Here is a 25,392-nt window from a genome sequence, read left to right as displayed (position 1 = left end):
TGTGACTTTTTTGTGTTATGTATCAAAGCGATCCGTCGGGATAAGCGATCCGTTTTCCCGTGGTCTTCAGCGACGGACGCTGTGCTTTGCATCTTTTCAGTTCATCAGTCATTTCTTTGGCGAGCGCTTTCACGATATCCGGATATTGCGCGGAAAGATCGTTCTGCTCGCTGATGTCTTCTTTTATGTTATAGAGTCTGAGTTTCCTGTTCTCCCAGTGGTATATCAGGTGGTAGTTTCCTTTCAGGTAAGCTGAGTAAGCGCCGTAACCTTCCTCCTTGTTCTGCGTTTCTCCCCATAAGTTAGGGAAATGCCATAAGATTGGCCGTTCGCGTTTTTCGTCAGGATTCTTCAGCAAATGGACAAAGCTCTTTCCGTCGACGGTCTGGGATGTTGTGTAATCGGAGATTCCCGCCATCTCCAGAATTGTCGGGAAGAAATCTTCAATCATCACCGGATTGTCGTTTGTTGTATTCTTTTCCGTCACGCCCGGCCAGCAGACCATCATCGGTTCCCGCACGCCGCCCATAAACGCCGAGCCTTTACCTGCGCGTGCCGGATAATTCTGATCCCTGTTTGCCTTGCCCTGTCTGACGTTGTTGAGGGCCTGTCCTCCGTTGTCCGACATGAATAGCAGGATTGTGTTTGACGCCACTTCCGGCCGCTTCTGCAGAAAGTCAAGGATATCTCCCAGGCTTTTGTCCATCCCTTCCACCAATGCGGCGTAATGGATTTCCATTTCGTTCAGCGTATCCTTCAACTGTTCGTCATAGCGGTTTCTGTATTTTCCGCTGAAGCGTTTGTCTTCATCGTAGGGTGCATGTACGGCATAGTGTGACATGTACAGATAAAACGGTTTCTTTTCAGCGATGGGCTTTTCCAGAGCTGACAAAGCCTCCCGGGTGAGAGCTTCTGAAAGGAAAATGTCCTGTCCGTGATACTTTTCAAGTCCTTTCACCGCCCATTTTCCTTGTCCGAAATTTCTTGTACCCAGATAGCTCCCCGGAGCGCCGTTTGCTCCTCCTCCGATGTTGACTTCAAAGCCGAAAGCCGACGGATCTGCTCCGGTTGTAGAAATTGCGCCGAAGTGCGCTTTTCCGCAATGGATGGTATAGTATCCGTTCCGTCTCAGAATTTCCGGCAATCCGGTAATCAGTGTCGTATTTTTTCTGTCGTGAGTTGAGGTGACGGTGTCAGGCTGTATGCCGTTGTAATTCCATTCCGGCGGGACTATGTCCCCTCTTTCTGCGTCTGTCCGTTTGTCGTAGTCCAGTGTCCAGTTTGTGACTCTGTGCCTGGCAGCATTCATGCCCGACATCAGGCTGCAACGGGTGGGGGTGGATATCGGGCAGGCATAGGCTTGGGTGAATCTGACCCCGGCTTCTGCCAGCCGTTCCATGTTGGGCGTGTGGTATCTTCGGTTCAGAGGCATGACCGAATCGTTGTAGAAAGGAACAGAAGTGTCCTGCCATCCCATGTCGTCCACCAGAAACAGTATAATGTTCGGGCGGTCGGCAGTCTGGGCGTGAAGGGATAGTGAGGAAAGGCAGCAAGCTGATAGCAGGGCATTTCCTAATGTGAATTTTTTTCTCATGGCTTTTTATAATTGTTTGCGATAAAAGTAGGATATTTTTTTTGTTTCTGGTTGAAAATATGGGTCTGAATTTGGTCATCAGAGTCCATTTTAGATTAATAATGCCGTTTGTAATTAAAATCAGACTATAAAATAGTTATTTTTGGAATCGGGAATCATAATTTAGCCGCATTTTTGTAAATAAGGGATTGAGGCAGGCTCTTGATTCTTCCGTGTATAAAAATATTTTTGTTTAGAAGCTTTGTATGTATGAGAAAACGATTCTGGAGCAGGACAGTGTTTGTGTTGGCGGTATGTTGCAGTACCTTGGGTGTGTCGGGGGCCGATGGCAATCCGGAGAAAGACGCATCTCCTTTTATTGTAAGTTCATATATCCGTGCCAGTTTTTATGAGATAGACAGGGTGTCTTCAGAAAGCATGAATGCCTGCACAGATCTGATATTTATGGCGTGCAGTCCTTATCCTGACGGACGGCTGTGTTTCGAGATTCCCGACAATCAGGCCTCGTTCAGTGGCGGAGCCGTATATTTGAAGGATGCGGCTGGAAGAACAGGCGTTGTTTCTTTTGACGGAACTGGTGTGATGAACGGAGGATATGATTTGCTGAATACGGCCACAGCGGGTGTCAGCCAGTTTTCTTTCGGCACATGGATTTATGTTGATGAATGGCGTTGCGGCGGAGAACTTTTCAGAAAAAGCGCCGGCATCCACAATGTGTCATTGACATTGGGGAGAGAAGCGGGCGGGCTGCGTTTTTCCGTCGATGGTTCTTCGGCTGATTTTGCTGGTACCGGTCTGTCGGAGGGCGGGTGGCATTATGTCGCCTTGTCGTATAATGCCAAAGGAAGTTCTCCTTCGTTTCTGTATGTAGACGGGAAAGTGCACGGGTTTCCGGAAAACGGCGGTCTGAAAGGAAAGCCTGTTCCTTTCATGCAGGAAGAAATGTTTTTGGGCGGCGGACTGAAGGGCAAGCTCGACAATACATTCTTCAATTCGGCTGCACTGTCTGTCAGTGAAGTGGCAAGATTGCAGCGCTCGGATACGTTGCGATATGATTCGTGGAGGATGAGCAAGACGCTGTCATACTGGAAATATGACAAGCCGGACAATCCGGGAGAAGACAGCCGCACCTGGGCGCATGTGCTGCGTGACATCCGGTCGGAGGTGACATCCCGGAAAACCATGCTTCGCCTGGGTATAACTTCTGGAGCGTGGAAGTCGATGTGTGAATCTCCTGAGGCGCGGAAAGTATTTGCGTCTGCTTTGAAGGATCTGATTGAAAAATATTCGTTTGACGGGGTTGACCTTGATTTTGAATGGCCCGCAAATACGGAAGAAGGATTCAGAGGATATAATGAAACGGTCAGAGTTGTGCGGGAGGAGATAGGAGATGCTCCGGTCTTTTCCGTGTCGCTTCATCCCATTTCATATAAATTGTCGGAAGAGGCTGTTGCCGCACTCGATTTCATTTCTATCCAGGCTTATGGTCCCCGTCCTGTACGTTTTCCGTATGCGCAGTATGTCAAGGATCTTCAGAAAGTGCTGGAGTATGGCCTTCCTGCCAAGAAACTGGTGGCAGGAGTTCCTTTCTTCGGTGTGGAGAGCAACGGAAAGCTGGATACGGAGTCGTATTACGCTTTTGTCATGCAGAATCTGGTGAAGGATTCTGCTCAGGAGCGGGCTGTTTGCAGGGGCAAGGAGTTTCTTTTTGACGGGCAGGATGCGATCCGCAAGAAAACCCGTTATGCGCTCGGCCTTGGCCTGCGAGGAATGATGAGCTGGGATCTTGCGACAGATATGCCCGTTACTGACCGGCGCTCGTTGCTGAGAGCCATGAACGAAGAAATAGAAATTGGAAGACAACACTCAAAAAAATAAATATCATGAAAAAACTGAATCGTTTGACAGCAATGGCTTGTCTGTGTCTGGCGGCTCTCTCCGCTCAGGCGCAGGAAGAGCATTATTTTGTGAAGCATCTGAATTTCCCTCCGGGGAGTTCGCTCGAACAGAAAGTGGATATGGCTGCCCGTCTGGTTCCTACTCCGCAACAGCTGGAGTGGCAGCAGATGGAGCTGACCGCTTTCCTGCATTTTGGTATCAACACGTTTACCGACAGGGAATGGGGAGATGGAAAAGAAGACCCCGCGTTGTTCAACCCTACGGAACTGAATGCGGAACAGTGGGTGAAGAATCTGAAGGAGGCAGGCTTCAGAATGGTGATTCTCACCGCCAAGCATCACGACGGGTTCTGTCTGTGGCCTACCAAAACGACGAAACATTCGGTGGCCTCCTCGCCCTGGAGAAACGGAAAGGGTGATGTGGTGAAGGAACTGCGCGATGCTTGCACGAAGTATGGCATGAAGTTCGGCGTATATCTGTCCCCATGGGACCGCAATGCCGAGTGCTATGGTGATTCTCCCCGATATAACCGGTTCTTTATAGAACAGCTTACCGAACTGTTGAGCAATTATGGAGAGGTGCATGAAGTGTGGTTTGACGGTGCCAACGGAGAAGGTCCCAACGGAAAGAAGCAGGTTTATGACTGGGATGCTTTCTATAAGACGATCCAGCGTTTGCAGCCGAAAGCTACAATGGCGATCATGGGCGATGATGTGCGCTGGGTTGGAAACGAGAAGGGACTGGGGCGCGAAACAGAGTGGAGCGCGACAGTGCTTACTCCCGGCATTTATGCCCGTTCAGAAGCGAATAACAAGGCGCTGGGTGTGTTCCCGAAGGCCGCAGACCTCGGAGGCCGCCAGATATTGTCGAAGGCAGGCGAACTGTTCTGGTATCCTTCGGAAGTAGATGTTTCCATACGTCCGGGGTGGTTCTATCACGCTGCGGAAGACGGCAAAGTGAAGAGCCTGAAACAGTTGTCGGATATTTATTTTCAGTCGGTAGGGTATAATTCCGTGCTGCTTCTGAATATACCTCCCGATCGCCGCGGCTTGATTCATGAAAACGATGTGGAGCGGCTGAAAGAGTTTGCCGCTTATAGAGAGAAAACCTTCGGTGTAGACTATACCTCAGACGGGAAGGGATTGTGGCAGGCCGGATCGGGAGCCAGCCGTGAATACAGTCAGAAGCCGGATGCAAAAATCAATGTGGTCTTGCTGCAGGAAGACATTTCCAAAGGCCAGCGTGTGGAAGCTTTCAAGGTAGAAGGGCTTGTAGGCGGACAGTGGAAGTGTTTGGGAGAAGGCACTACCGTAGGCTACAAGCGGATGATCCGTTTCCCGGAAGTAAGTGCCGAAAGGCTGAGAATAACCGTATTGTCTTCCCGGAGAAAGGCGAATATCTGTAATGTGGCTTCTTATTACGCCGGGCCGATCGCGGACGAAACCGGAAAGGCCAAGTGGAACGACTTGCCGCGCGACGGATGGACGGTGGTGGACAGCCAGCCGCTTGCCGTTGATCTCGGGCAGGAAGTCACCTTGTCTGCTTTCACTTATGCTCCGCGGAACGAAACCGCCAGTCCGGCAATGGCTTTCCACTATAAGTTCTTTATCAGTTCCGACGGGAAAAGCTGGATTGAAGTCCCCACCAACGGAGAATTCAGCAACATCATGCACAACCCGTTGCCGCAGACCGTTACTTTCGGCAAGCCGGTCAAGGCACGCTATATCAAACTGGATGCTACGGCTCCTGCCGGCGGAAAGGCGGTTGTCGGGATGGATGAACTTGGAGTAACCTTAGTCAAATAAAGCAATATATCATGAAACATCGTCTGTTTTTAACTTTTCTGTTTTTCTCAGTCTGTGCCTTGAATGTCTTTGCACAACTGTCGTTCGACAAGAATAAATTGTATGTGCTGGTTCCTTCGGGGATGCCGGACAAGGTGGTCGGCTGCAAGTCTGCCGGACAGCCCGTGGTCTTGCTTTCTCCGGACGAAGCGGACAAAATGCAGCAGTGGAGTGTCAGCGGTCTGTCGGGCAGTTGCCGCTTCATCAACCCTTTTGTGAACCTGAGTATTCATGCCCGCTCCGACAACAAGGTGGGGGTGACTGAGAACAACGGTTCGGACGAGTCGCAGCTTTGGCTGGTGGAAGCGGCAGGCAAATTTGTGCGTCTGGTTCCTGCCAATACTCCGGAGCTGGTGATGGTCTGCCGCAAGGACGGTTCGCTTGCGCTGGCGGACAAGAAAAAGGAAGGCAAGTCGGCAGCATCTTTGTTTGCAGTCAAAGCAAGCGGCATGCCTTTGCCCGCTTCTTTCCGTGTAGAGGATGTGGCCCGCGAGAAAGTGTACTGGGAAGATGAAACGCGTTTTGCGGAAAACAAGGAAACGGGGCACGCCACTTACATGCCTTATCGGAGTGCCGGCGAAATGCGTGCTGACAAAGACTATTACCAGACCCCATGGGTCTACTCCAAAAGTTCGGCTTTCTGTTTGCTGAACGGCGACTGGAGCTTTTATTTTGTGCCGGAACCTTCGCAGCGTCCGTCAGACTTCTATAAGGATAGCTTCGACGTGAGCGGATGGGACAAGATTCCCGTACCTTCCAACTGGGAGATGCAGGGATACGACCGTCCCATTTATGCGAATGTGGAATATCCCCATTCAAACACTCCTCCCTACATCAACGCCCGCAAAGGCTTCAATGACGGAGGAAAAAATTACGGCATCAATCCGGTAGGTTCTTATGTGCGTTTCTTTGAACTTCCTGAAGGGTGGGAAAAACAGCGCACGTTTATCAATTTCGGAGGAATCTACAGTGCCGCGTTTGTTTACCTCAACGGCCATTATGTAGGGTATACGCAAGGTTCGAACAATGTGGCGGAGTTTGATCTGACCGCTTATCTCCGTAAGGGTACAAACCGTCTGGCCGTGCAGGTGTTCCGCTGGAGCGACGGTTCGTATCTGGAATGCCAGGATATGTTCCGCATGAGCGGCATTTTCCGTGACGTATATCTTTACAATGTGCCTATGGTCAGCGTGCGCGACCATTACATCACCTCTTCTTTGGATGCTTCGAAGAACTTTGCGGCGGGTGAGATGAATGTGGAACTGACACTTGACAACCGCAGCCGTTTGAGCGGAAAGAAAGAGCTGGTTGTCCGTCTGCTTGATCCTTCAGGCAGGCTGGTCGCAGAAAAGCAGGCTCATGCAGCTTTTGCCGCGAAAGATACCCTTTGCAAGACTCAAGTGTCGTTCAGCCTGAGCGGGCTGCTGCCCTGGACGGCCGAAACGCCGAACTTGTATACGGTGGAAGTTATCCAGCGTGAGGGGGGGGAGGATGAAATGGCATTCTCCACGAAATACGGTTTCCGTGACATTCAGATCAAGGGTTCTTTGGTGTATGTCAACGGGCAGCGTGTGTTCTTCAAGGGTGTGAACCGGCATGATACGCATCCCCGCTACGGCCGTGCCGTGACTGTGGAGTCGATGTTGCAGGATGTGCTCATGATGAAGCAGAACAATATCAACACGATCCGAACGGCGCATTATCCCAATGCGGCCAAAATGTATGCCATGTTCGACTATTACGGATTGTATACGATGGATGAGGCTGATCTGGAGGATCATGCCAACCAGTCTATCAGTGACATGTCGTCGTGGATACCGGCTTTTGTGGACCGTGTGGACCGCATGATTCTGCGCGACCGTAACCATCCGAGCGTTATCTTCTGGAGCCTGGGAAACGAAGCCGGAGGCGGAAGCAATTTCCAGGCTTGTTACGACGCGGCGAAGCGTCTTGATTCCCGTCCGGTGCATTACGAGGGAACACGCGACGGAAAACCTTTCGGGGGAAACCGCTTCAGCGATATGTATTCGAAAATGTATCCGGGCATGGCATGGATGGACGAGTATGTGAATTCGTTCGACAAGCCGATGTTCATTTGCGAGTATGCCCATGCGATGGGGAATGCCATCGGAAATCTCCGTGAGTATTGGGAGAGCATCGAAGGGAGCTCTTCTGTTATAGGAGGAGCCATATGGGACTGGGTTGACCAGGCAATTTACGAGCCTCATGAAATGAAGAAGGGCATTTATCGCCTACACACCGGATATGACTTCCCCGGCCCGCATCAGGGAAATTTCTGTTCAAACGGAATTATTCCGGCTACGCGTGAGGAAACTCCCGAGCTGAAGCAGGTGAAAAGGATTTATCAGTATGTCGGTTTCTGCCTGGCAGCAACGGACATGGAGAAGAATTCGGTGAAGGTGCAGCTGCGAAACAAATATAATTTCCTTTCGCTGGACGATTTCTATTTGCGCTGGGAAACGGTTGCTGACGGATGTGTGGCGGCTGCCGACAGCATCGGTCTGGATGCGGTTGCTCCGGGGGATTCGGCTGCCGTGCTGCTGAACCTGAAAGGTGTCAGCCTGAAACAGGCGGAGAAGGATGGAAGCGAGGTGATGCTGAACCTGTATGTATGCCGCCGTGGAGCAACGGCGTGGTGCAAGTCCGGTCACGAAGTGGCACGGATGCAGTATGAACTGGTTTCGCGCCGCGGTTTGCCTGAACTGGAAGCCGGCAAAGGCGGCAGATTGAAGGTTGCTGACGATGGCGGAAAGATAGCGGTGAAGAACGAAAGAATCGAAGCTGTATTTGACAAGGCGACGGGACGCATGACTGCGCTTGTGATGAACGGGAAGCGTATAATCAGCGGGGGCGAAGGATTCGTGTACGACAACCATCGCTGGATTGAAAACGATTTGTTCAAGGATACTTCCAACGGACTGGATTCTGTCGGAACATGTGAAGCGGTGAAGAAAGGCAAAACTGTGGTTGTCCGTACTTCACGCACCGGAAAGTTGTGCGATACGGAGATTGTCTACACTTTCGTTCCGGGAGGATCGTTTGATGTGGATGTCCGCTTCGTGCCGCACACGGCTGATTTGCGCCGCGCTGGTTTGGTTTGCGGCATTGATTCGACGATGAGCAATGTGAACTATTATGCTCTCGGACCGTGGGAGAATTATGTTGACCGGAAAGACGCTTGTTTTGTAGGCCGTTATTCGGCTACGGTTGACGGAATGGTCGAAGAGTATATGAAGCCTCAGTCTATGGGCAACCGTGAGGGCTTGCGTGAACTGACCTTGACCGACGCTAGCGGCAAGGGTATATGTATCCGTACGGAAGGCAATGTGTCGTTCTCTGCGCTGCGCTATACGGATGCCGATCTGATGAACGGCAAACATGTTTGGGAGCTGCGCGAAAGGCCTTATATCGTGCTTCATCTGGATGCGGCGATACGGGGCATAGGCAATGCGAGCTGCGGACGTGACGTGGATACGTTGCCCAAATACCGGGTGCCGGAAACTCCGATGGCTTATAAGCTGCGTATCAGTGCCTGTGAGTAACCTCGCTCTCAGGCTGCCGTAAAGACAAGAAAGCACAGGGAAATCCATCCGACGCGGACGGTGTACCCTGTGCTTTTTTGTCTTTTTTGTCTTTGTGCTTTTCCGGTGTTATGTGCATTCCGGCGGGCCGGTTTCCGTCTTTCTTTCCGGCTGGTTGAATGAGAAATGCAGGCTGCTGATATGCGGAAGGACGGACATTTTCTTTATCTATAGCCTGGAGATATACATCTTCTGGATGGAGATGCATGTCTTCAGCTTAAAGATACACATCCTCAGGCTGGGGATAGAGTACATTCCGCGGATGTTTTCGTTCCCGCTGTCTTCTTCTTGGGGAAGCCTCGAAGAGGAGGGGCAAATAAAAAGAGGCCCCGGAGATGGAGGGAGAATTTTTGCTCCCTGCGCTCTCTGCGGCCTCTTGGGGAAGTATTGGTGAACCTATTGAAATTATTCTGCGGCTTTGATAATCAGCGGTTCAGTGTCCGAACTGTTTTCAGCAAACTGATATGCCGTGCATCCGGCTGTGGAGGCGGCAGCGTTCATTTCGTTTGCTTTTCCTTTCAAGTCCGCTGTTGAAATGGGGGCAAGGTCTTTCAATGCAGGAATTTCCGTATTGACCGGATTGTTTATGGCTGCAACTCCTTCCTGCGTGTAGAAACAAGCTGTATATGCGGGTGCATTTGCTCCTCCGCAATCTCCCTGTATGCCGCCCAGCTTGTTTGCTGTTTCCGGGAGTGTGAATGTTGTATAGCAGGAACTGATCTTTACTTTTGTATTAAATGTCTTTCCGATCAATCCTCCTACGTTGGAGCTTGAGAAGCCTCCCTCCTTTATGTTCAGACTGCCGGAAGCATAGCACAGCGTGATGCTGCCCGGATTCGGAGATTGTATCTGTCCCACCAGGCCGCCGATGCTTCCCATTGCTACATCAAAGGTTGCTGACGCGCTGCTTGCGCTGATTGAGCCTGATGCAAGCCATCCTACAAGTCCGCCTATATTGGGGTTTGGCGTTGTTCCTGTTGTAGAAACGGTGACGCTGGAACTGACGGATGAATTTGTTATTTGTTGCTTGCCCGCAGCGTTGGGCGTTTGTCCTAGAAGTCCGCCTACATTTACCTTGTAGTTACTGCAATCAACCGATAAGCTTACATCTGACTTTCCGACTTTGCAATCGGTGATGTTGCCTGTGGTGTTGCCAATCAGTCCTCCTGCCATTCCGTCGGCTGAAACCGTTATATTGATTGTTCCCGATTCAAGTGTACATCCGGCAACCGTTCCGCTGTTGGATGCGGCCAAGGCTCCGGCGGTGTTGGCAGAAACATTCATGTTGATATTTGATATCGTAATGTTTTCCAGCGTTCCGTTGTTGGTAAGTATCAGTCCGGCCGAAGAGCTTTCCGCAGTGCTGATTGTCGCGTTTTCGAATGTAAGGTCCTTGATTGTTCCCCCGTTTGTCTTGGCGAAACAGCCCTTCATGTTTTTGAATGTGAATCCGTTTCCGTTGAATGTTCCTGCGAAGGAGTCGATGGCTTTCCATTCTTTTCCTTCAAAGTCGACTTCCTTAGTCCAGGAGTCTTCGTCGCCCGGAACGGCCATTAGAGTGACGGTCTTGGATTTTGCGGCTTCGTCGGCACTCCATTTGATGAGTCCGTCCAGGTTGTAGATGGTGGCATTGCCTTCTTCGTCGGCAACATATCCCTCTTCCGGAATGCGGAAGTTGTCGAGTTCGCAAGTGATTTTGTATCTCTTGCCTGCTGCAAACTGATAGGCGGACGCTTCCATGTCCATGCCCGTCTTTTCATTCATGTCTTTCAGGGCGACATTGCTCAGGATTGTGATTACCTGCTCTTCATCCTTCGAGTTTACGACTGTAGCTTTCAGGGATATGCCTGTTTCTCCGTTTATTTTGTTTGCATCGGCATTATACTGCGTTGGAATGATATTCAAGTAGCCGTTCAGCGACGCATTGGGAGCGACAGTCTGGTCGCTCATGTTCAGCGAAAGGCTTTTGCGCATGTCTGATACGCTTTCCACTTCACCGTTGCCGTTGATCTTCATTGCGCCGGGAAATACCTCGCCGTTGCTTTCAACAGTGATGCGGCGGACCTTCAAGTCTTCTTTCGCAACGTTCTTCAGGTCGAACTGAAGCGTGGCTGTCAGCGGAGCAAATTCGAGGTCGGGAATCGCGCCGTCCGTTACGTTCGTGGTGGCCACCATGAAAGAGTAGGTGCCAAGTTCTGCATTGCCTGCAGCCTGCGTGCATTCTGCGGGGATAGCAAATGTGGCGATTTCATCGAATGTGCTTGCCTCCTTGAAGGGATAGACTGCCACCAGTTTATGGCCGTCAACCAAAGGCATCTTTCCTGCAAATTCCGCTGTAGCCGCAGGTGCAGATCCGTCGTATCCCGTGCTGATTGTGAAGTTGTATCCTGCGCCTTCTTTCTGTTCCCATACGGTGAAGGCATCCTGTGCGTTCCATGCGTATGCTTCGTTCTGCCAGTTCGCGCGTGTTTCAAAAGTCTTGAGTGACTTGATTGTGGCGTTTACGGTGCAGTCCACAGCTTCTGCCTGAGAGCTGCTTCCTTCGCCTCCCGTATTGAGGTCGATTATCTTTTCTTCCGAACAAGAACCCAGTGCGATCACACTGCCTAAAAGTCCGGCATTCATCAGGTGTTTAAACTTTTTCATATCAATATCGTTTGTAAGGTTATTTATTCAACTGTCAGTTCGTCAAAATAATAGCGTGCAGGCTGTCCCGGCCGCATATAGTGTTCGGGAATGCACTTGCCGTATCCTTCCGTCTTGATGCGCACGTATCTCGCCTGTTTTCCTTTCACGTCGAATGCGATGTCTTCAATGTAGTTTCCTTCCTTGAAGATTTCGTCTTTGTCAAATGTCTTTTTGCCGGCTTCCGTGAAGCGTCGGTTGTCTTCCGAGAGTTCCAGCGTAATCTTTTTCGGCTTGTGGACAGCCATTCCGTAGTTTGTCAGGCATCCCAGCGTCACTTTGCCGATTGTTTCCGTCTGGCCGAGATCCACGGTGAACGAACTTTGTTCGAGCTTGTCCCATGTACACCATTCAAAGTCCGACTGGCGCAGGCTTCCTCTCACTCCGTTAGTCAGCAGCGCTGTCTGAGGGTTGCTGCTGATCACTTTCTTTCCGGTAGCCTTGTTGCGCAGCAGCGGCAGTTCAAGTGTCTTGCCCATCTGCTTTCCGTCTTTGAAGGTTGCGCACTTCAATGTCATCGCCTTGTCTGTCAGCAGAGAATCCTTGAATAGGGGAGATTCCGCAGCAGGTTCTGTTCCGTCGACGGTATAGCGGATTTCCACATCCGTGCGTTCGCATTCCAGTTTGATGTTGAGTTTTCCGTCCAGCGGAGTTACCTTATGCTGGATGTTGAACATCGATTTTGCATAGACGATGCCTTTCGCGTCCAGATGCGCAAGGTAGTTGTCGAGTGCTTTCTGGAAAGCTTCCCAGTCTTTGGAGCCTTCGGGCGACCAGGCCACTTCTGCTGCGGCAGCCAGGCGGGGGAAGGTCAGGTAAGTAACGTCCGAGGGCTTGTAGCAGAACTCAGTCCACATGCATGCCTGTATTCCTTTCAGCAGATCCTTGTATTCAGGCTTCCAGTCTTTCTGTACAGGTTCAAAGTTGTATACATCCTTCAATGTGTTGTTGCCGAAATAGGTGGTCGGCTCAAACCATTGCGGTCCCTGGTAGCGGATCAGATAAAGCACGCGTGCAGGAGCCATGATGAAAGGATGTCCTTCTTCGGCAGCTTTCAGCGCAGCTTTTCCGTATCCTTGCCAGCCGAAAACGACCGTGCCTTCCGGAACCTTGCTGTTTGTCAGCTCGTCCCATCCCATCATTGTCTTTCCTTTGCTCCGGATATACTCGTTAAGCCGGCCCATGAAGTAGCCTTGCAGGTCTTCTTCGTTTGCCAGTTTCTCCCGGCGCATCCGTTCCTGGCAGAGCGGGCACTGTTCCCAGTACGTCTTGGCCGCTTCGTCGCCGCCCATGTGAATGTATTGCGAAGGGAAGAGATCTGCCAGCTCGTCGATTACTCCTTCGAGAAACCTGAATGTTTCTTCTTTTCCTGCACAATAGATGATTGACGGGTGCTTTCCTCCCAGTCCGGGCAGAACCGTGATGGGTGTCTTTACAACCGGACAGGCGAGTTCGGGGTAAGCGGCAAGTGCAGCGCATGAATGAGCCGGCACGTCGATTTCCGGAATCACCTCAATCTGCCGTTCGGCTGCGTAAGCGATGATTTCTTTCATCTCGTTCTGCGTATAGAATCCGCCGACCGGAGTCTTTTCTCCCGGCTGCTGGTTGCGTCTTGCATAGAACGGCTGTTCGCCGCGGTCCACGCGCCATGCGCCCACTTCTGTCAGTTTGGGATACCGTTTGATTTCGAGCCTCCATCCGGTGTCATCCGACAAATGCATATGCAGTTTGTTGAGTTTCAGCATGGCCATACAGTCGATGAGTTTGATCACCTCATCTTTCGGCATGAAAAACCGTGCCACATCCAGCATCAGTCCGCGATAGGCGAAACGGGGCTTGTCGTCTATTTTCATGGGCGGTACGGTCCAGTTTGCTTCCACCTGTCTGTTTCCGTCAATTGCCGGAGGCAGCGACAGACGCAGCGACTGAAGCGCATAGAAGAATCCGGCCGTGTCCGCCGACTTGATTTCAATCTTTTTCGGAGTGACGTTCATCGTGTAGGCTTCCGGTGCGAGCGATTTGTCTGTGACAAGGCTGATATCGCCCTTTTCCTTGTTCCCCACATCGACTTTGGGCGTGAATCCGGCAGATTGAGCGAACAGTTCGGCAAAATTCCGTGCCGCTGCGGCCTGTGCTTCATTTTCTACCGCAATGCTTGTGCTGCCGGAGAATGTGAAGCCTTTTCCATGATCTTGTTCCATTGCCACAGGTTTCGGCAATATGCAGCTTTCCGTCGGCGGCTTGTCGTTTCCGCATGACAGAAGGAGCGGCAAAGCCAGTCCTGCGAACAATATGCTGTTAAACTGTTTTCTTGTCATTGATTCAGTAAGGTTAAAAAGGCGGACAGCCTTTCTGCATTTCCTGATGCTGAGTCAAGATTGTCCGCCTGGTCTGATTAGTACAGAATTATGGGATTGAATTGCTTCCCGTGCGTGTTGTAGGTGTTGTCGGTGTAGAATCTTACCCAGTCGATTTCCATTCTTGGAATCGGAGAGTCGGCACCGCTGTATTGTGAAGTTCTGGCATCCTGGTATGTGATGCCGGCGTATGCCGCAGATTCGGAATCGTTTGGAGCTACCTTGCCCAAGAACATCATGGTAAGCAGCAGATGCAGGCCTTCATCGTTTATCTGGTCTGTGAACGGCCACTGATACCCGTTCTTTTCAACCTCTGCTTTTGTAATGCGGATGGTTTCTATTCCGTTGATACCCATAGTAACCGTTTCGTTGTCGAGCCATTCTGTCCAATAGATATTGAACTGGTCTACTGTGCCGCTGAATCCGACTCTTTTAGCGTCGATTGTGGGGTTGTAATGTTTGTTGTCAACGATTGTTCCCACGTGGAATGTCTGTTCCACAGTATTGGCATTAGCGAGTGTATTGTTTTCCATCACGTCGATTTCGCCGTAAGCAGGCCAAACGACCCATGGGTTATCTCCTCCCTGTGCCTGGTTTCCCTGAAGCCATATGCCCGGCAACATTCTGGCCTTGGCGCCACGGATACGTGCTCTTACTTCAATGCGCATGCCCGGATAGATACGTATATTCTGGGGCGCGTAATTATGGTTGTTGGTGTTGTTCGAATTAAATTTGTTTGCATACAGTGCAGACGTTCCGAAATTAAAGGTTTGCTGGTTGCGTTTGGATTTTGTCTGTTCTTTCAAGGTTATCATCCGCAGATATCCTTCAGACGTAATCCATGTATATCTTGCGTTGTCGACAGCACCTCCTGTTTCTACAGCCTGTGTGTTCTGATCTGCGAATCCTTGCGGATAATCTTCATTTGTCCAACTTCCGTCATTGGTCTTTGTCGGCTTTTTGCAGAAAGCCACATTATGGAATTCGTATGCTCTGTAAAATTTCCATTTTCCTTCGGGCAGCACCTTGCCGGCGTTGGGATGCGGATCGCCTTCATGCATGAGTCTGTAGCTCTGTGACGGTCCCCAGGCTTCTATATCTTTCTGCCGGGCTTCTGAAACATACATTTCATCCGCGTCTTCATACAGCCAGCGTTCGTCCATAATCTGTGTACCCATTCCTTTGTGAATGTCGATTTTGGTAATCTTCAACCGGCCTGCGCTCAGCGGATAAGTCTGCGAGTTTGTTTCAAAGTTAATGTCGAACGTTTCGTCTTCCGTTGTTTTCGGGTCGCTTTCCATTGTGATCGGGTCGCTTTCGGCCGTACTGCTTCCGGCAAGAATTACCAGTTGGGAAGGCATCTCGTCAACCTTGTCTTTCAGTCCTGTCCCCGGAGTTACTTTAACGGTAACGTCTTCTTTCACGGGCACATTGACCGAAGCCACCAGTGTAAATGTCTGGTTTTCTCTGACCTCATTGTCCGCATTGTTCTTCAGAGAGATTGTCGTATAGTGGTAGTCGGCCACCTGTACGCTCTGCGAAGCATTGCCTATTGTATATCCGCGTGCGAAAGCGTTCAGATTGACGGCATAGGAACCGGAGATTCCTTCTTTCTTGACCGGGATTGAGATTGTTTTGGAGGATTCGCCTTTGCCGAAGACAATTGCTGACGGAAAATTCTCGAACAGGGTAGTGGCATCTTCCAGTCCGTTGGCTGTCACGTTCAGCTTGATGTCGAATTCTTCGTTGGCGGTTTGGCTTTCTTTGTCCGTAACGTCAAAGGTAATATACATGGTTTCGCCCATGGCCAGATTGTTGTTGTCTACCGTCATAGTCAGGTCGACAACTTCTGCCAGCGGAGCCACTTTGTATGTGTCCTCGCATCCTGCCAGTCCCGCTGAAAGGAGTAAGGAAAAAGCTCCGCACATATAGTTGATAAATGAATGTTTCATAGTTTCTTTTTCTTAAATCTGATTTGAATTGACTTTCAGCATATGATTACCAGTTAGGGTTTTGCTTCAACTGTTTGTTCAGTGCCAGTTCGTCCGGAGAAATCGGCATCAGATAATCTCTGTCTGCATGGAACTGATATCCGTTGGGCAAACGTCCTTGCAGTGGGTCGAGCCATCCGTTTACATCGGTCAGCAGTCTTCCCAGCGCGTTGGCGGTTTCAGTGTCGCTTGTGTTGAACGATTTGTATAAAACACCGTCATGGCCTAAATATGCGCCGCGTCCTCTTTGGTTTACGATCAGCTTTTCGCCTTTCCAGCGCATCAGGTCATCCAGGCGGAAGCCTTGGAGTGCAAGTTCTGAGCGGCGTTCGCGTCTTATTTCCTGCATGTTCGGCGTCAGCTCGTAGCCAAAGTCTGAGAAATGAGGGTCTTTGCCCATATCGTTCGGCTTCACATAAGTTACTCCTGCGCGTTCACGCAACAGTTTCAGCGTCTTCTCCAAAACGGTGTCATCACATTTCTTCAGTTCTTCAGCCGCTTCTGCATATGCGAGCAGTGCTTCGGAATAGCGGAAGATAACGAGTCCCGTATCCCAGAACGAATCTCTTGTGTAGGTCGTGTCAACTCCCAATGCGGTATGGAATCCGGTCAGGTTGCGTCCGTTGCCGTCACCGTTCAGATAAGGCGAAAGAATTTCCGCGTTCGATTGCTTTTCTTCATCCGTTGTGGCGTCTTGGATGAATTCCTTCACGCACATCGGGCGAGTTATGGTGGCTGATCTGAACTTGTGTCCGGTGCTCATCACTGTTTCCGTCAGGCGCGGGTCGCGGTTTTCGAACATCACGTTGAAGTCCTTGTACTTTGCATCTGTCGGGTTGATGAATGTTCCGTCTGCATTCAGGTAGTTGTCTACAAGCGATTTAGACAGGCCTGCCGCCCCGTCCGTATCAACGATGCCGCCAGCCAATGAGGGAACTACGCTGTTGTATACACCTTCTGCCATCGAATATTTCTTCCAGAAAACGGCTTCGGGCACATTGCTGTAGTCCTTCTGGTTGAACATGTGCGCAAACGCGTCGGCAGGAGTCGTGGCACCGAACGGATCGGTATCTTTGGTGTTGAGCGTGATGCCCGCCTGGAACAGTTCATCTCCCCAGGTGATTACCTGGTTGAAGAAATATTCCGACTCGTTTGTCTGAGCTGCAAAAGCGTCGTTCGCATGGTATTTTTCCCACGATCCTTCATAAAGGGCAACGTTCATGGCAAGAATCATCGCGGCCTCTTTGTTGATCCGCAATCCCTTGTATTCGCTTCTGCCGTGCAGCAGTCCTTTTGCCGTGGTGAGATCTTGCAGGATAAACTTGGCCACCTCATTGCGCGGTTTCTGCGGAATCTGCAGTCCTTCAATTGTTGCGTTTTCATCCCAGAACGCATCCATCAGCGGAATGTTCCCGAATCTTTTCAGCAGATAGAAATGCCAGTAGGCTCTCAGGAAATGAGCTTCTCCGCGGAGCGAACGCAGGTTATCGTTTTCTTCATCTTCACTGACCGTATAGTAGTGAAAGAAATAGTTCACGTCGCGCAGGTTCTGATATCCTGTAGACCAGTCGCTGGCTCCGCTGAAATTGGTGAACTCTCCGTTGAGGCGTTCGTCATACTGCTCGGCAAGGATGTTGTCGCTGTTCTTTTCTTCAGCGCGCACCCCCAGTCCGTATTGGTTGAATGTCGGTATCGCCATGTACAGTCCGTTGATATAGCTGCGTACCTGATTTTCGGTAGACAGATATGTTTCGTTGTTCGGCTCGGTCATTGGCAGCCTGTCGAGAAAATCGGAGCATGATGTCGTAGCCATTGCACTTGCCGCAATGAGTGATATTATCAGTGTCTTTTTCATCTTGTTTTCAATTAGAAAGTTAAATCAATTCCAAATACAAAGTTGCGGTTCATCGGATAAACTTTACCGTTACCGTTCTGAGTCAGGGCTGAAGTAAGTCCCGGAGCCTGTTCGTTGCTTCCTCCTGCCCATGTGTTGACCTGGTTCAGCGTTTCTGGGTCAAATGCGTTGGGCAGCTTGTCGATGGTGAACAGGTTGTCGCAAGTGAAATAAACTTTCAGGTTCTCCAATCCAAGATATTTCGTGACGTTCTTCTGGAACGTATAAGAGATTGTCAGGTTCTTCATACGCATATAAGCCGCATTCAGCAAATATCTTGTCGTATTGTATCCGGTGTTGACTTTCCAGTCAATGTCACCGCCTCCGGTCGAAGCGTCTGTCAGACGCGGAAGGTATCCGTTCGGATTTTCCGGGCTGAAGTGGTTGAGGTGTTCTTCAAAATAGTTTCTTCCTCCAAACAGGTACGTACTTCCGGCCATCGGGAAGTCGCGTTTTGCGACACCTTGCAGCAGGGTAGATACTTCAAAGCCCTTGTATCCGAGATTCAGGTTGATACCGAACGAATATCGTGGAGTGGTATTTCCGATAATCTGCAAATCTCCGTGGTCCGCCAGTGTTCCTTTTCCCGGATCTACCTTGCCGTCACCGTTTGAATCGATGAATTTCAGGTCGCCGCGTTCCCATTGGGTATTGGATTTGAAGAACGACAGGTCAGTAGTTTTCAAGTATTCGTCCACTTCACGGTTGGTCATGAACAGGTCGTCTGCTGCATATCCCCAGATTTCACCGATGTCCATGCCTTTATAATATCCCTTGTTCCGGTCAAGACCTGTGTGGTTGTTGTATATCAATCCTTCCGGATTATTGTATTCGGTGACTACCGCCTTATAGTCGAATACGTTGAATCCCACGCCATAGCTGAATCCGCATGCCAGCTGGTCTTGCCAGTGTACGGAAAGTTCCCAACCTCTGTTTCTCAAAGTTGCGTTGTTGACTTTGGCGCGGTCGTCCGGAATGATACCGCTGATTGAGGGGATCGCTTCTGCCGGTCCGATCATGTCGCGGGTTGTACGCTGGTAAATGTCGGCAGTAAGAGTCAGCCGGTCATCAAGCAGTGTAAGGTCCAGACCTAAGTTTGCGTTGTCAACCTTTTCCCAGGTGATGAAAGGACTTATCATGGCAGGAGTCATTGCGATGGTTCCTTTGGCGATGCTTCCGTCGGCTGCACCTGGCAGGAGCCATGCGTTCTGGTGCGCTGCATTCAATACCATTGTGCCGAGGTAATCGTATAGTCCCGCTCCGTTCTGGTTACCCAGACGTCCGTATGAAACGCGTACTTTCAATTGAGAGATCGGCAAGTTGAGATTCTTGAAATAGTCAGTGCGTGCAATGTCGTATCCTGCGGAGAACGAAGGGAAGAATCCCCAGCGATGCCCCGGAGCAAAACGTGAAGAGCCGTCATAGCGTCCGCTGAATTCAAGGAAATAGATGTTTCTCCAGTTCCAGTTCAGTCGTGCAAACGCTCCCATTGTAGCCCAGTGTTCTCTGTTGTCTCCGGCATACAGCACTCCGTTTGCATTGGCAAACGAGAAGATGTCTTCGCTCATCATGCCGTCCTTATAGGTATAGCCGTTCGAGTTGTTCTGCACTTCCCACTGGAAACCGGCCATTGCCTTGAAGTAGTGGTCGCCCCACTGGTGGGTATATGAAGAAGAAATGCTGGGCGACAGGTAATAGTTGAACACATTGCCTTTTGTATAAGAGCCGAACTGTGTGTTTCTCCATGTCATTCCCGGGTACTGATATCCTTGTCTGTTACCCGTAATAGTCTGTATCGTACCGTTCGGCAGAACTGTTTTCGGAAAGCCCATTTCAAGGTCGTTGTTTTCAACATCCAGACGCATCTTCATTTCTCCGACGATGTCCCATCCTTCCAGCGGTGTGATTGTGGCTGAGATAGACATTGCGTCAGAAATGCGGTTCTGGTTATATCTTGTATTTTCCATGTAGAGCATTTCGTTCCACGTAGGCAGGTTGTTCCGTTCTGCAGGAAGCTGCGTTACCTGAGTCGGGTAGCGGTCGGCGATTGTTCCGTAAAAGATTGTCTGGTTTGCCATCGGTCGTTTGATTATATTCACCGTAGCATTGTTGTTGAAGTTGAACTTCAGCCAGTCGTTGGCCTTGAACTGCAATTTGGCATTGACATTGTATTTGCTCAAATTGTCATCCACATGATCCATCAAACCTTCCTGATAAGTATATCCCATACCTAAATAGTAGGTTACTTTGTCTGTTCCGCCTGAAATGTTCAGGTTGTGCGAGTGGCGCAGTGCATTGTTTTTAAAGTAATAGTCGAACCAGTCTGTATTGGCATACTGATTATAATAAGTAGAAGCCCATCCGTCGCCTGCCTGGTTGATGTCAATGCCTGGAAACTCGGCAGAATAGGGATTCTGCATGAATCCTTGTATTCTTGCTATTGTTTCGTCGGAGAAGAGTGCTGTCTGTCCCGTATTGTCACGGATCTCGTTTATGTAGTTGGCGAAATCCAGGGAGTTCATGCTCTTAGGCATGTTGATGGCCGAACTGAATCCGACAGAACCGCGGTAGGTCACACGCGCCTTTCCGCTTTTTCCGCTTTTTGTGGTTACCAGAACCACACCGTATGCAGCGCGGGCACCGTAAACAGCGGCTGCAGAGGCATCCTTCAAGACAGAAATACTTTCAATGTCGGAAGGGTTTACGTTCTGCATGCTTTGTTCAACACCGTCGACCAGCACATAAGGCTCACCTCCATTGATAGAACCGATACCGCGGATGTTGAATTTGATCTCTGCACCGACTTCACCGCCTACACCGTCAGCGGCCGCATCCGAAGCGAAGTTCAATCCGGCTACGTTACCTTGCAGCGCGCTGGTCAGGTCGGTTACCGGACGGTTTACAATCGCTTCCTGATCTACAGTTGCCACGGCTGCGGTAATCGTGTTGCGTTTCTGGGTACCCATACCGACAACGACTACTTCGTCCAATGTCTGGGAATCCTCCTTTAAAAGAACATTGATTTTTGTCTGGTTCTTTACGGGCACTTCCTGTGTCGCATACCCGATGAAAGAAAAGACAAGAACAGATTTGTTACTTGGCACTTCTATCGAATAATTTCCGTCCAGATCGGTTATTACTCCGGTTTTTGTGCCTTTTACTTGTACATTTACTCCCGGAATGCCGAAATTTGTTTCATCGGTCACTTGTCCGGAAACTACCTTCTGCTGGGCAAAAGCGTCGATGGCTCCAAGCATCCCGAGCAGCGGTACTAAGAAGAAAACTGCAAGTTTCTTTCTCATACTTTCCATAGCTTAAATTTTAACATTGTTTGAATTTTATGCTCAACAAAAATATTGCTAATAGAGGCAGGAGCATTCCAAATAAAGTCATTTAAACTTCAAAATTTGGTTATTTGTTCCGGGCGGATAAAAATGGAAGTGCTTGCGGATGATATTGAAAGCAGCTTTTGTTTCTGGAGTGCCGCATTTCTCCTCTTTATATTCCGGTACGTTTGGATTTTGATAAAAAACTTTTAACTTTGTATTTAGACTTACGAAAAACATAAAAATGAAAAAAGTTCTGAAAGATATTTTTATCTGTATAATGATAGTCCTTGGGGGCTGCCCGGCTTTTGCGCTTGATGCCGTTCATTATGTATTCCAGCCCATTTCCGACGGGGCAGTCCCTCTTTCCGAAGTGAACTGCATTTACAAGGAGCCTAACAGTTATGTGTGGATAGGAACACCCAAGGGGCTGTATCGTTACGATGGAGGGACGATGAAGTCATACGTTCATGCTGAGCCGGAAAATTCTTTGCCTGAAAATATGATATGGGACATACTTGCTGACAAAGAGGAGAATCTTTGGGTGCTTACGCCAGGCGGAGTATGTATTTATAACAGACAGGACGACTGTTTCCGGACAGTTGCTGATTCGGAAGGACGTACGGTGACAGCCTTTTCCGCGTGCCTTGCTGATGATATCTTGTACCTGGGCGGAAAAGATATCGTCTACCGTTACGATGCAAAGGCGCATTGCGCGGTTCCGGTTGCGGAACTGAAAACAAAGAAACGGCTTCGGATAGACGGTATGGTTCCCCTCTCGTCCCAACTTCTGCTGTGCAAGAACATGGATGAAGGAGTCTTCATTCTTGACATGAATGCCAAGACCTTCACAAAAGCTCCCTATGACTGCTCGAAAGAAGTGTCGGCCATGCTTGTTGATGGGGAACGTGTCTGGATTGCTACGTATAATCACGGGCTGTCGTGCTTCGACAAGTTGTCCGGGAAGCGGACAGGTTTTTATAATACGGTGAATTCGGATATGAGCAGTAACGTCATACTTTCGCTCGTAAAGCAGGATTCGCTGCTTTGGATAGGTACGGACGGAGGTGGAATCAATATTCTGGATCCGGAAACAGGCAGCGTGAATATCCTGACTCACCGTCAGGCTGACGAGCGCTCGTTTCCCGGCACATCAATAAAAGTGTTGTATAAAGACAGCAATAACGCCATCTGGGCCGGGAGTGTACGCAACGGTGTCATCAATATCAAAAGGAGCATGGTCTGTACTTTTACAGACGTTCCTTTGGGGAGTCCGTACGGGCTGAGCAATCCTACCGTACTGTGCCTGTATCAGAAGCCGGGTTCGCCTTATATATGGATTGGTACTGACGGGGAAGGAATCAACCGGCTTGACACGCGGACGTATACCTTTACTCATTATCCGGAAACCCGCTATGCAAAAGTGGCTTCTATTGCTGAGTTTGGCGGAGGAAAGCTTCTGCTTTCTCTTTATACCCGGGGATTCTTCTTGTTTGATATGGATAGCGGGAATCTGGAGCCTTTGAAAATGTCTGACAGTGAAATAAACAGGCTGCTCCTTTACAAAAGGCAGACTTTGAATCTGTTCAATGAGTCGGAAGGCAATATCCTGATGTTCGGGCGTCGCATTTACCGGTACGATGTCAGGACCGGGCGCATCGGGAAGATCGTTTCTCCGGAACTGCCTTATGTGGGCGGAAGCTTGCTCCCGGTCGGACAGGAGGGCGGTTATACGTATATGCGTGACAACAGAAACCTTTACCGTCTGGCCGTTGGCGGAGATAAGATGGAATGTTTGTCGGACTTTCCTTCGACAGAAATAATCAATTCCGCATCGCTGGACGGAGAGGGGAATGTCTGGATCGGTTCAAACGGAAAAATCATCCGCTTTGATATTGCCGGCAAACATCCGGAAGACGTGTACGCTGAGGCTTTCCGGGGAGTGAACAGTGTGATACGCGACGGCTCGGACCGCTTATGGATCGGCGCGAACAATAATCTTTATGTTTATTTTCTGAAGGAAAAACGTTTTTCCATGTTGGGGGAGTCCGACGGAGTGGCGCATAATGAATACCTGGGAAAGCCGATGCTGCGTGACAATGACGGCGACATCTACTTGGGCGGTATCAGGGGACTGCTGCATATAAGCCGTTTCTTCTCGTTTGACGAAACCGACAAGCCTTTGATAAGGCTGACCGGCGTACAGATAGATGGGGTTCCGATAAAGAATATCAGCTGGGACGGAAATCCGCATGTCAATTATCCTTGGGGAAGCAAGGCCTTGTCGCTGTTTGTCATGTCTGAAGAGAAAGATATTTTCAGAGAAAGGCTGTACAGACTTACGATGCAGAACGCTGACGGAATACAGAACTTTGAGTCTGCCAGCCCGGAGATAAGCCTGCGTCTGCTGCCTCCGGGAGAGCATAAGATTTTCGTTTCCTGCAACAGACAGAACGGAGAGTGGACGGATCCAAGACTGCTGCTTACCGTTGATGCGCTTCCTCCCTGGTATCGGACATGGGTGTTCAAACTGGTTGCCCCTTTGCTGCTGATTGCTTTGATTTTTGCGGTTTCGGGAATGTATTACCGGAAAAAGACCAACCGGCTGAAACTTGCGATGAAAGAAAAAGAAAAAGATATTTATGAGCAGAAAGTGCGTTTCCTTATCAATATCAGTCATGAGCTGCGTACTCCTTTGACTCTGATTCATGCCCCCTTGAAGCGGATTCTGCAAAACATGTCGCCTCAGAATCCTGATTTCCTTCCTCTTGGCAGAATCTATCGCCAGTCGGAGAAGATGAAGGAACTGATAGATATGGTGCTTGACTTGCGGAAGATGGAAACCGGGACAAGCAACATGCACTTCGAGCTTTATCCGATGAACGAATGGATTGAAAATACGGTCGGCGACTTTTACGATGAAGGAAAGGCAAGAGGGATTCAAATTGTTACGGAACTCGATCCCCAGATCCGGGCCGTTTGCTTTGACAAGGAGAAGTGTACAATCGTTCTGACCAATTTCCTGATGAACGCCATCAAGCACAGTCCGGAAGGAGGCACGATCCGGGTGGCTTCACGACTGGCGGAGGACGGAAAGGTGCGCATTTCTGTGTCTGATGAAGGAATGGGGTTGCAAGGCGTTGATTTGAACAAACTTTTTGTCAGATTCTATCAGGGGAACGAGGAACGTACGGGTACAGGAATCGGACTGTCTTACGCCAAAGTTCTTGTGGAGCTTCACAAGGGAAAAATCGGCGCTTCTGACAATGTGGGGAAAGGAGCCACATTCTATTTTGAACTGCCTTCTGACTTGCAGCCGGAAAAGGTTTCGTGTGAGTCCAAGCCTTATCTTAACGAACTGTTCAATGACACGGAAGAAAAGCTGGTGAGCAATAATGAAAGCAGCATCGATACGAAGAAATATACGGTGCTGGTTGTTGATGACAGCGATGAACTGCTTGATTTCTTGAAGGAATCGCTGGCGGGCTGTTTCAAGGAGGTCTATTCGGCTTCCGACGGTGAGAAAGCTGTGAAGATTTTAAAGAAATATCTTCCGGACATTGTGGTCAGCGACATCATGATGCCTAAAATGAACGGGTATGAGCTTTGCAGGTATATCAAGTCGAATATTGATTACAGCCATATTCCTGTTGTGCTTCTGACCGCCCGCAACGAAGAGCAGAGCTTGCAGGCGGGCTATAAGATGGGAGCCAACGCCTATGTCCCGAAGCCTTTTGAGGTGGAAACATTGCTTGAAATACTGAGAAGCAAGCTGAAGCTTAAGGAAGACATCAGGCAGAGGTATTCGCAGTCTGCATTTCTGCCGGAGCCTAAAGAGGCGGCATTCAGTGCCGTTGATGAGAATTTCCTGCTGAAACTGAACAAGACTATCAACGAAAACCTCAACAATCCGGAGCTGGGAGTCCCTTTCATCTGTCAGGAAATCGGCTTGAGCCGCACTTCTTTGTACAACAAGCTGAAGGCTGTTGCCGGAATGGGGCTGAACGACTATATCAACAAGATCAAGCTGGAAAAGGCAATTGTGCTGATAAAGACTACCGACATGTCTTTTGCAGAAATAGCAGATGTTACGGGATTTTCTACTGCGCGCTATTTCAGTACCACATTCAAGCAGTATACAGGATGCACGCCTACGGAGTATAAGGAGCAGTTTGCCAAAGGCAAGGAGTGACCTGTATA

The 25,392-nt window shown here is 49.7% G+C and carries 10 protein-coding genes; 4 read left to right on the top strand and 6 right to left on the bottom strand.

What is annotated here, in order from left to right:
• Window positions 1–22 precede the first annotated feature (22 nt).
• Entirely contained in the window at window positions 23–1,594 is a 1,572-nt protein-coding gene (locus tag NW212_RS01210; RefSeq protein ID WP_258336833.1) for a sulfatase, read from the bottom strand.
• A gap of 249 nt (window positions 1,595–1,843) precedes the next feature.
• On the opposite strand from NW212_RS01210, the gene NW212_RS01205 reads away from it, so the two are divergent.
• The 3 genes from NW212_RS01205 to NW212_RS01195 are packed head-to-tail and all read left to right on the top strand — an operon-like array spanning window position 1,844 to window position 8,900.
• Window positions 1,844–3,472 (top strand): glycosyl hydrolase family 18 protein, encoded by a 1,629-nt coding sequence (locus NW212_RS01205; protein ID WP_258336832.1) that lies wholly within the window; start codon window positions 1,844–1,846, stop codon window positions 3,470–3,472.
• A gap of 5 nt (window positions 3,473–3,477) precedes the next feature.
• Window positions 3,478–5,298, top strand: a complete 1,821-nt coding sequence (locus NW212_RS01200; protein WP_258336831.1) for an alpha-L-fucosidase — start codon at window positions 3,478–3,480, stop codon at window positions 5,296–5,298.
• A gap of 11 nt (window positions 5,299–5,309) precedes the next feature.
• Entirely contained in the window at window positions 5,310–8,900 is a 3,591-nt protein-coding gene (locus NW212_RS01195) for a glycoside hydrolase family 2 TIM barrel-domain containing protein (RefSeq protein WP_258336830.1), read from the top strand.
• A gap of 444 nt (window positions 8,901–9,344) precedes the next feature.
• Here the strand turns inward: NW212_RS01195 and NW212_RS01190 are convergent, their stop codons facing one another.
• The 5 genes from NW212_RS01190 to NW212_RS01170 all read right to left on the bottom strand — a co-directional run bounded on the left by NW212_RS01190 (window position 9,345) and on the right by NW212_RS01170 (window position 21,177).
• Window positions 9,345–11,585 (bottom strand): hypothetical protein, encoded by a 2,241-nt coding sequence (locus NW212_RS01190; protein WP_258336829.1) that lies wholly within the window; start codon window positions 11,583–11,585, stop codon window positions 9,345–9,347.
• A gap of 23 nt (window positions 11,586–11,608) precedes the next feature.
• Entirely contained in the window at window positions 11,609–13,942 is a 2,334-nt protein-coding gene (locus tag NW212_RS01185) for a glycoside hydrolase family 20 protein (protein WP_258336828.1), read from the bottom strand.
• A 77-nt stretch (window positions 13,943–14,019) separates the two neighbouring features.
• Window positions 14,020–15,933, bottom strand: a complete 1,914-nt coding sequence (locus tag NW212_RS01180) for a DUF5006 domain-containing protein (RefSeq protein ID WP_258336827.1) — start codon at window positions 15,931–15,933, stop codon at window positions 14,020–14,022.
• A gap of 46 nt (window positions 15,934–15,979) precedes the next feature.
• Window positions 15,980–17,827: a RagB/SusD family nutrient uptake outer membrane protein gene (locus NW212_RS01175; RefSeq protein WP_258336826.1), complete on the bottom strand. Its 1,848-nt coding sequence runs from the start codon at window positions 17,825–17,827 to the stop codon at window positions 15,980–15,982.
• An 11-nt stretch (window positions 17,828–17,838) separates the two neighbouring features.
• Entirely contained in the window at window positions 17,839–21,177 is a 3,339-nt protein-coding gene (locus tag NW212_RS01170; protein WP_375337932.1) for a SusC/RagA family TonB-linked outer membrane protein, read from the bottom strand.
• 259 nt (window positions 21,178–21,436) lie between these two features.
• Here NW212_RS01170 and NW212_RS01165 point away from each other — a divergent pair, with 259 nt between their 5' ends.
• The gene (locus NW212_RS01165) at window positions 21,437–25,384 is read left to right on the top strand and encodes a response regulator (protein WP_258336824.1); all 3,948 of its coding nucleotides are present in this window, start codon (window positions 21,437–21,439) and stop codon (window positions 25,382–25,384) included.
• Window positions 25,385–25,392 lie beyond the last annotated feature (8 nt).

This window comes from Bacteroides sp. ET225, from assembly GCF_024733745.1.
Classification (GTDB): Bacteria; Bacteroidota; Bacteroidia; order Bacteroidales; family Bacteroidaceae; genus Phocaeicola; species Phocaeicola excrementipullorum.
Note: the sequence above shows the minus strand (reverse complement) of the source record. Positions and strands in the feature narration are given on the sequence as shown.

Bases quoted from the DNA above. Each gene is read 5' to 3' on its own strand.
- NW212_RS01195 (WP_258336830.1), top strand. From the start codon at position 5,310: ATGAAACATCGTCTGTTTTTAACTTTTCTGTTTTTCTCAGTCTGTGCC.
- NW212_RS01175 (WP_258336826.1), bottom strand. From the start codon at position 17,827: ATGAAAAAGACACTGATAATATCACTCATTGCGGCAAGTGCAATGGCT.
- NW212_RS01210 (WP_258336833.1), bottom strand. From the start codon at position 1,594: ATGAGAAAAAAATTCACATTAGGAAATGCCCTGCTATCAGCTTGCTGC.
- NW212_RS01165 (WP_258336824.1), top strand. From the start codon at position 21,437: ATGAAAAAAGTTCTGAAAGATATTTTTATCTGTATAATGATAGTCCTT.
- NW212_RS01185 (WP_258336828.1), bottom strand. From the start codon at position 13,942: ATGACAAGAAAACAGTTTAACAGCATATTGTTCGCAGGACTGGCTTTG.
- NW212_RS01190 (WP_258336829.1), bottom strand. From the start codon at position 11,585: ATGAAAAAGTTTAAACACCTGATGAATGCCGGACTTTTAGGCAGTGTG.
- NW212_RS01180 (WP_258336827.1), bottom strand. From the start codon at position 15,933: ATGAAACATTCATTTATCAACTATATGTGCGGAGCTTTTTCCTTACTC.
- NW212_RS01205 (WP_258336832.1), top strand. From the start codon at position 1,844: ATGAGAAAACGATTCTGGAGCAGGACAGTGTTTGTGTTGGCGGTATGT.
- NW212_RS01170 (WP_375337932.1), bottom strand. From the start codon at position 21,177: ATGGAAAGTATGAGAAAGAAACTTGCAGTTTTCTTCTTAGTACCGCTG.
- NW212_RS01200 (WP_258336831.1), top strand. From the start codon at position 3,478: ATGAAAAAACTGAATCGTTTGACAGCAATGGCTTGTCTGTGTCTGGCG.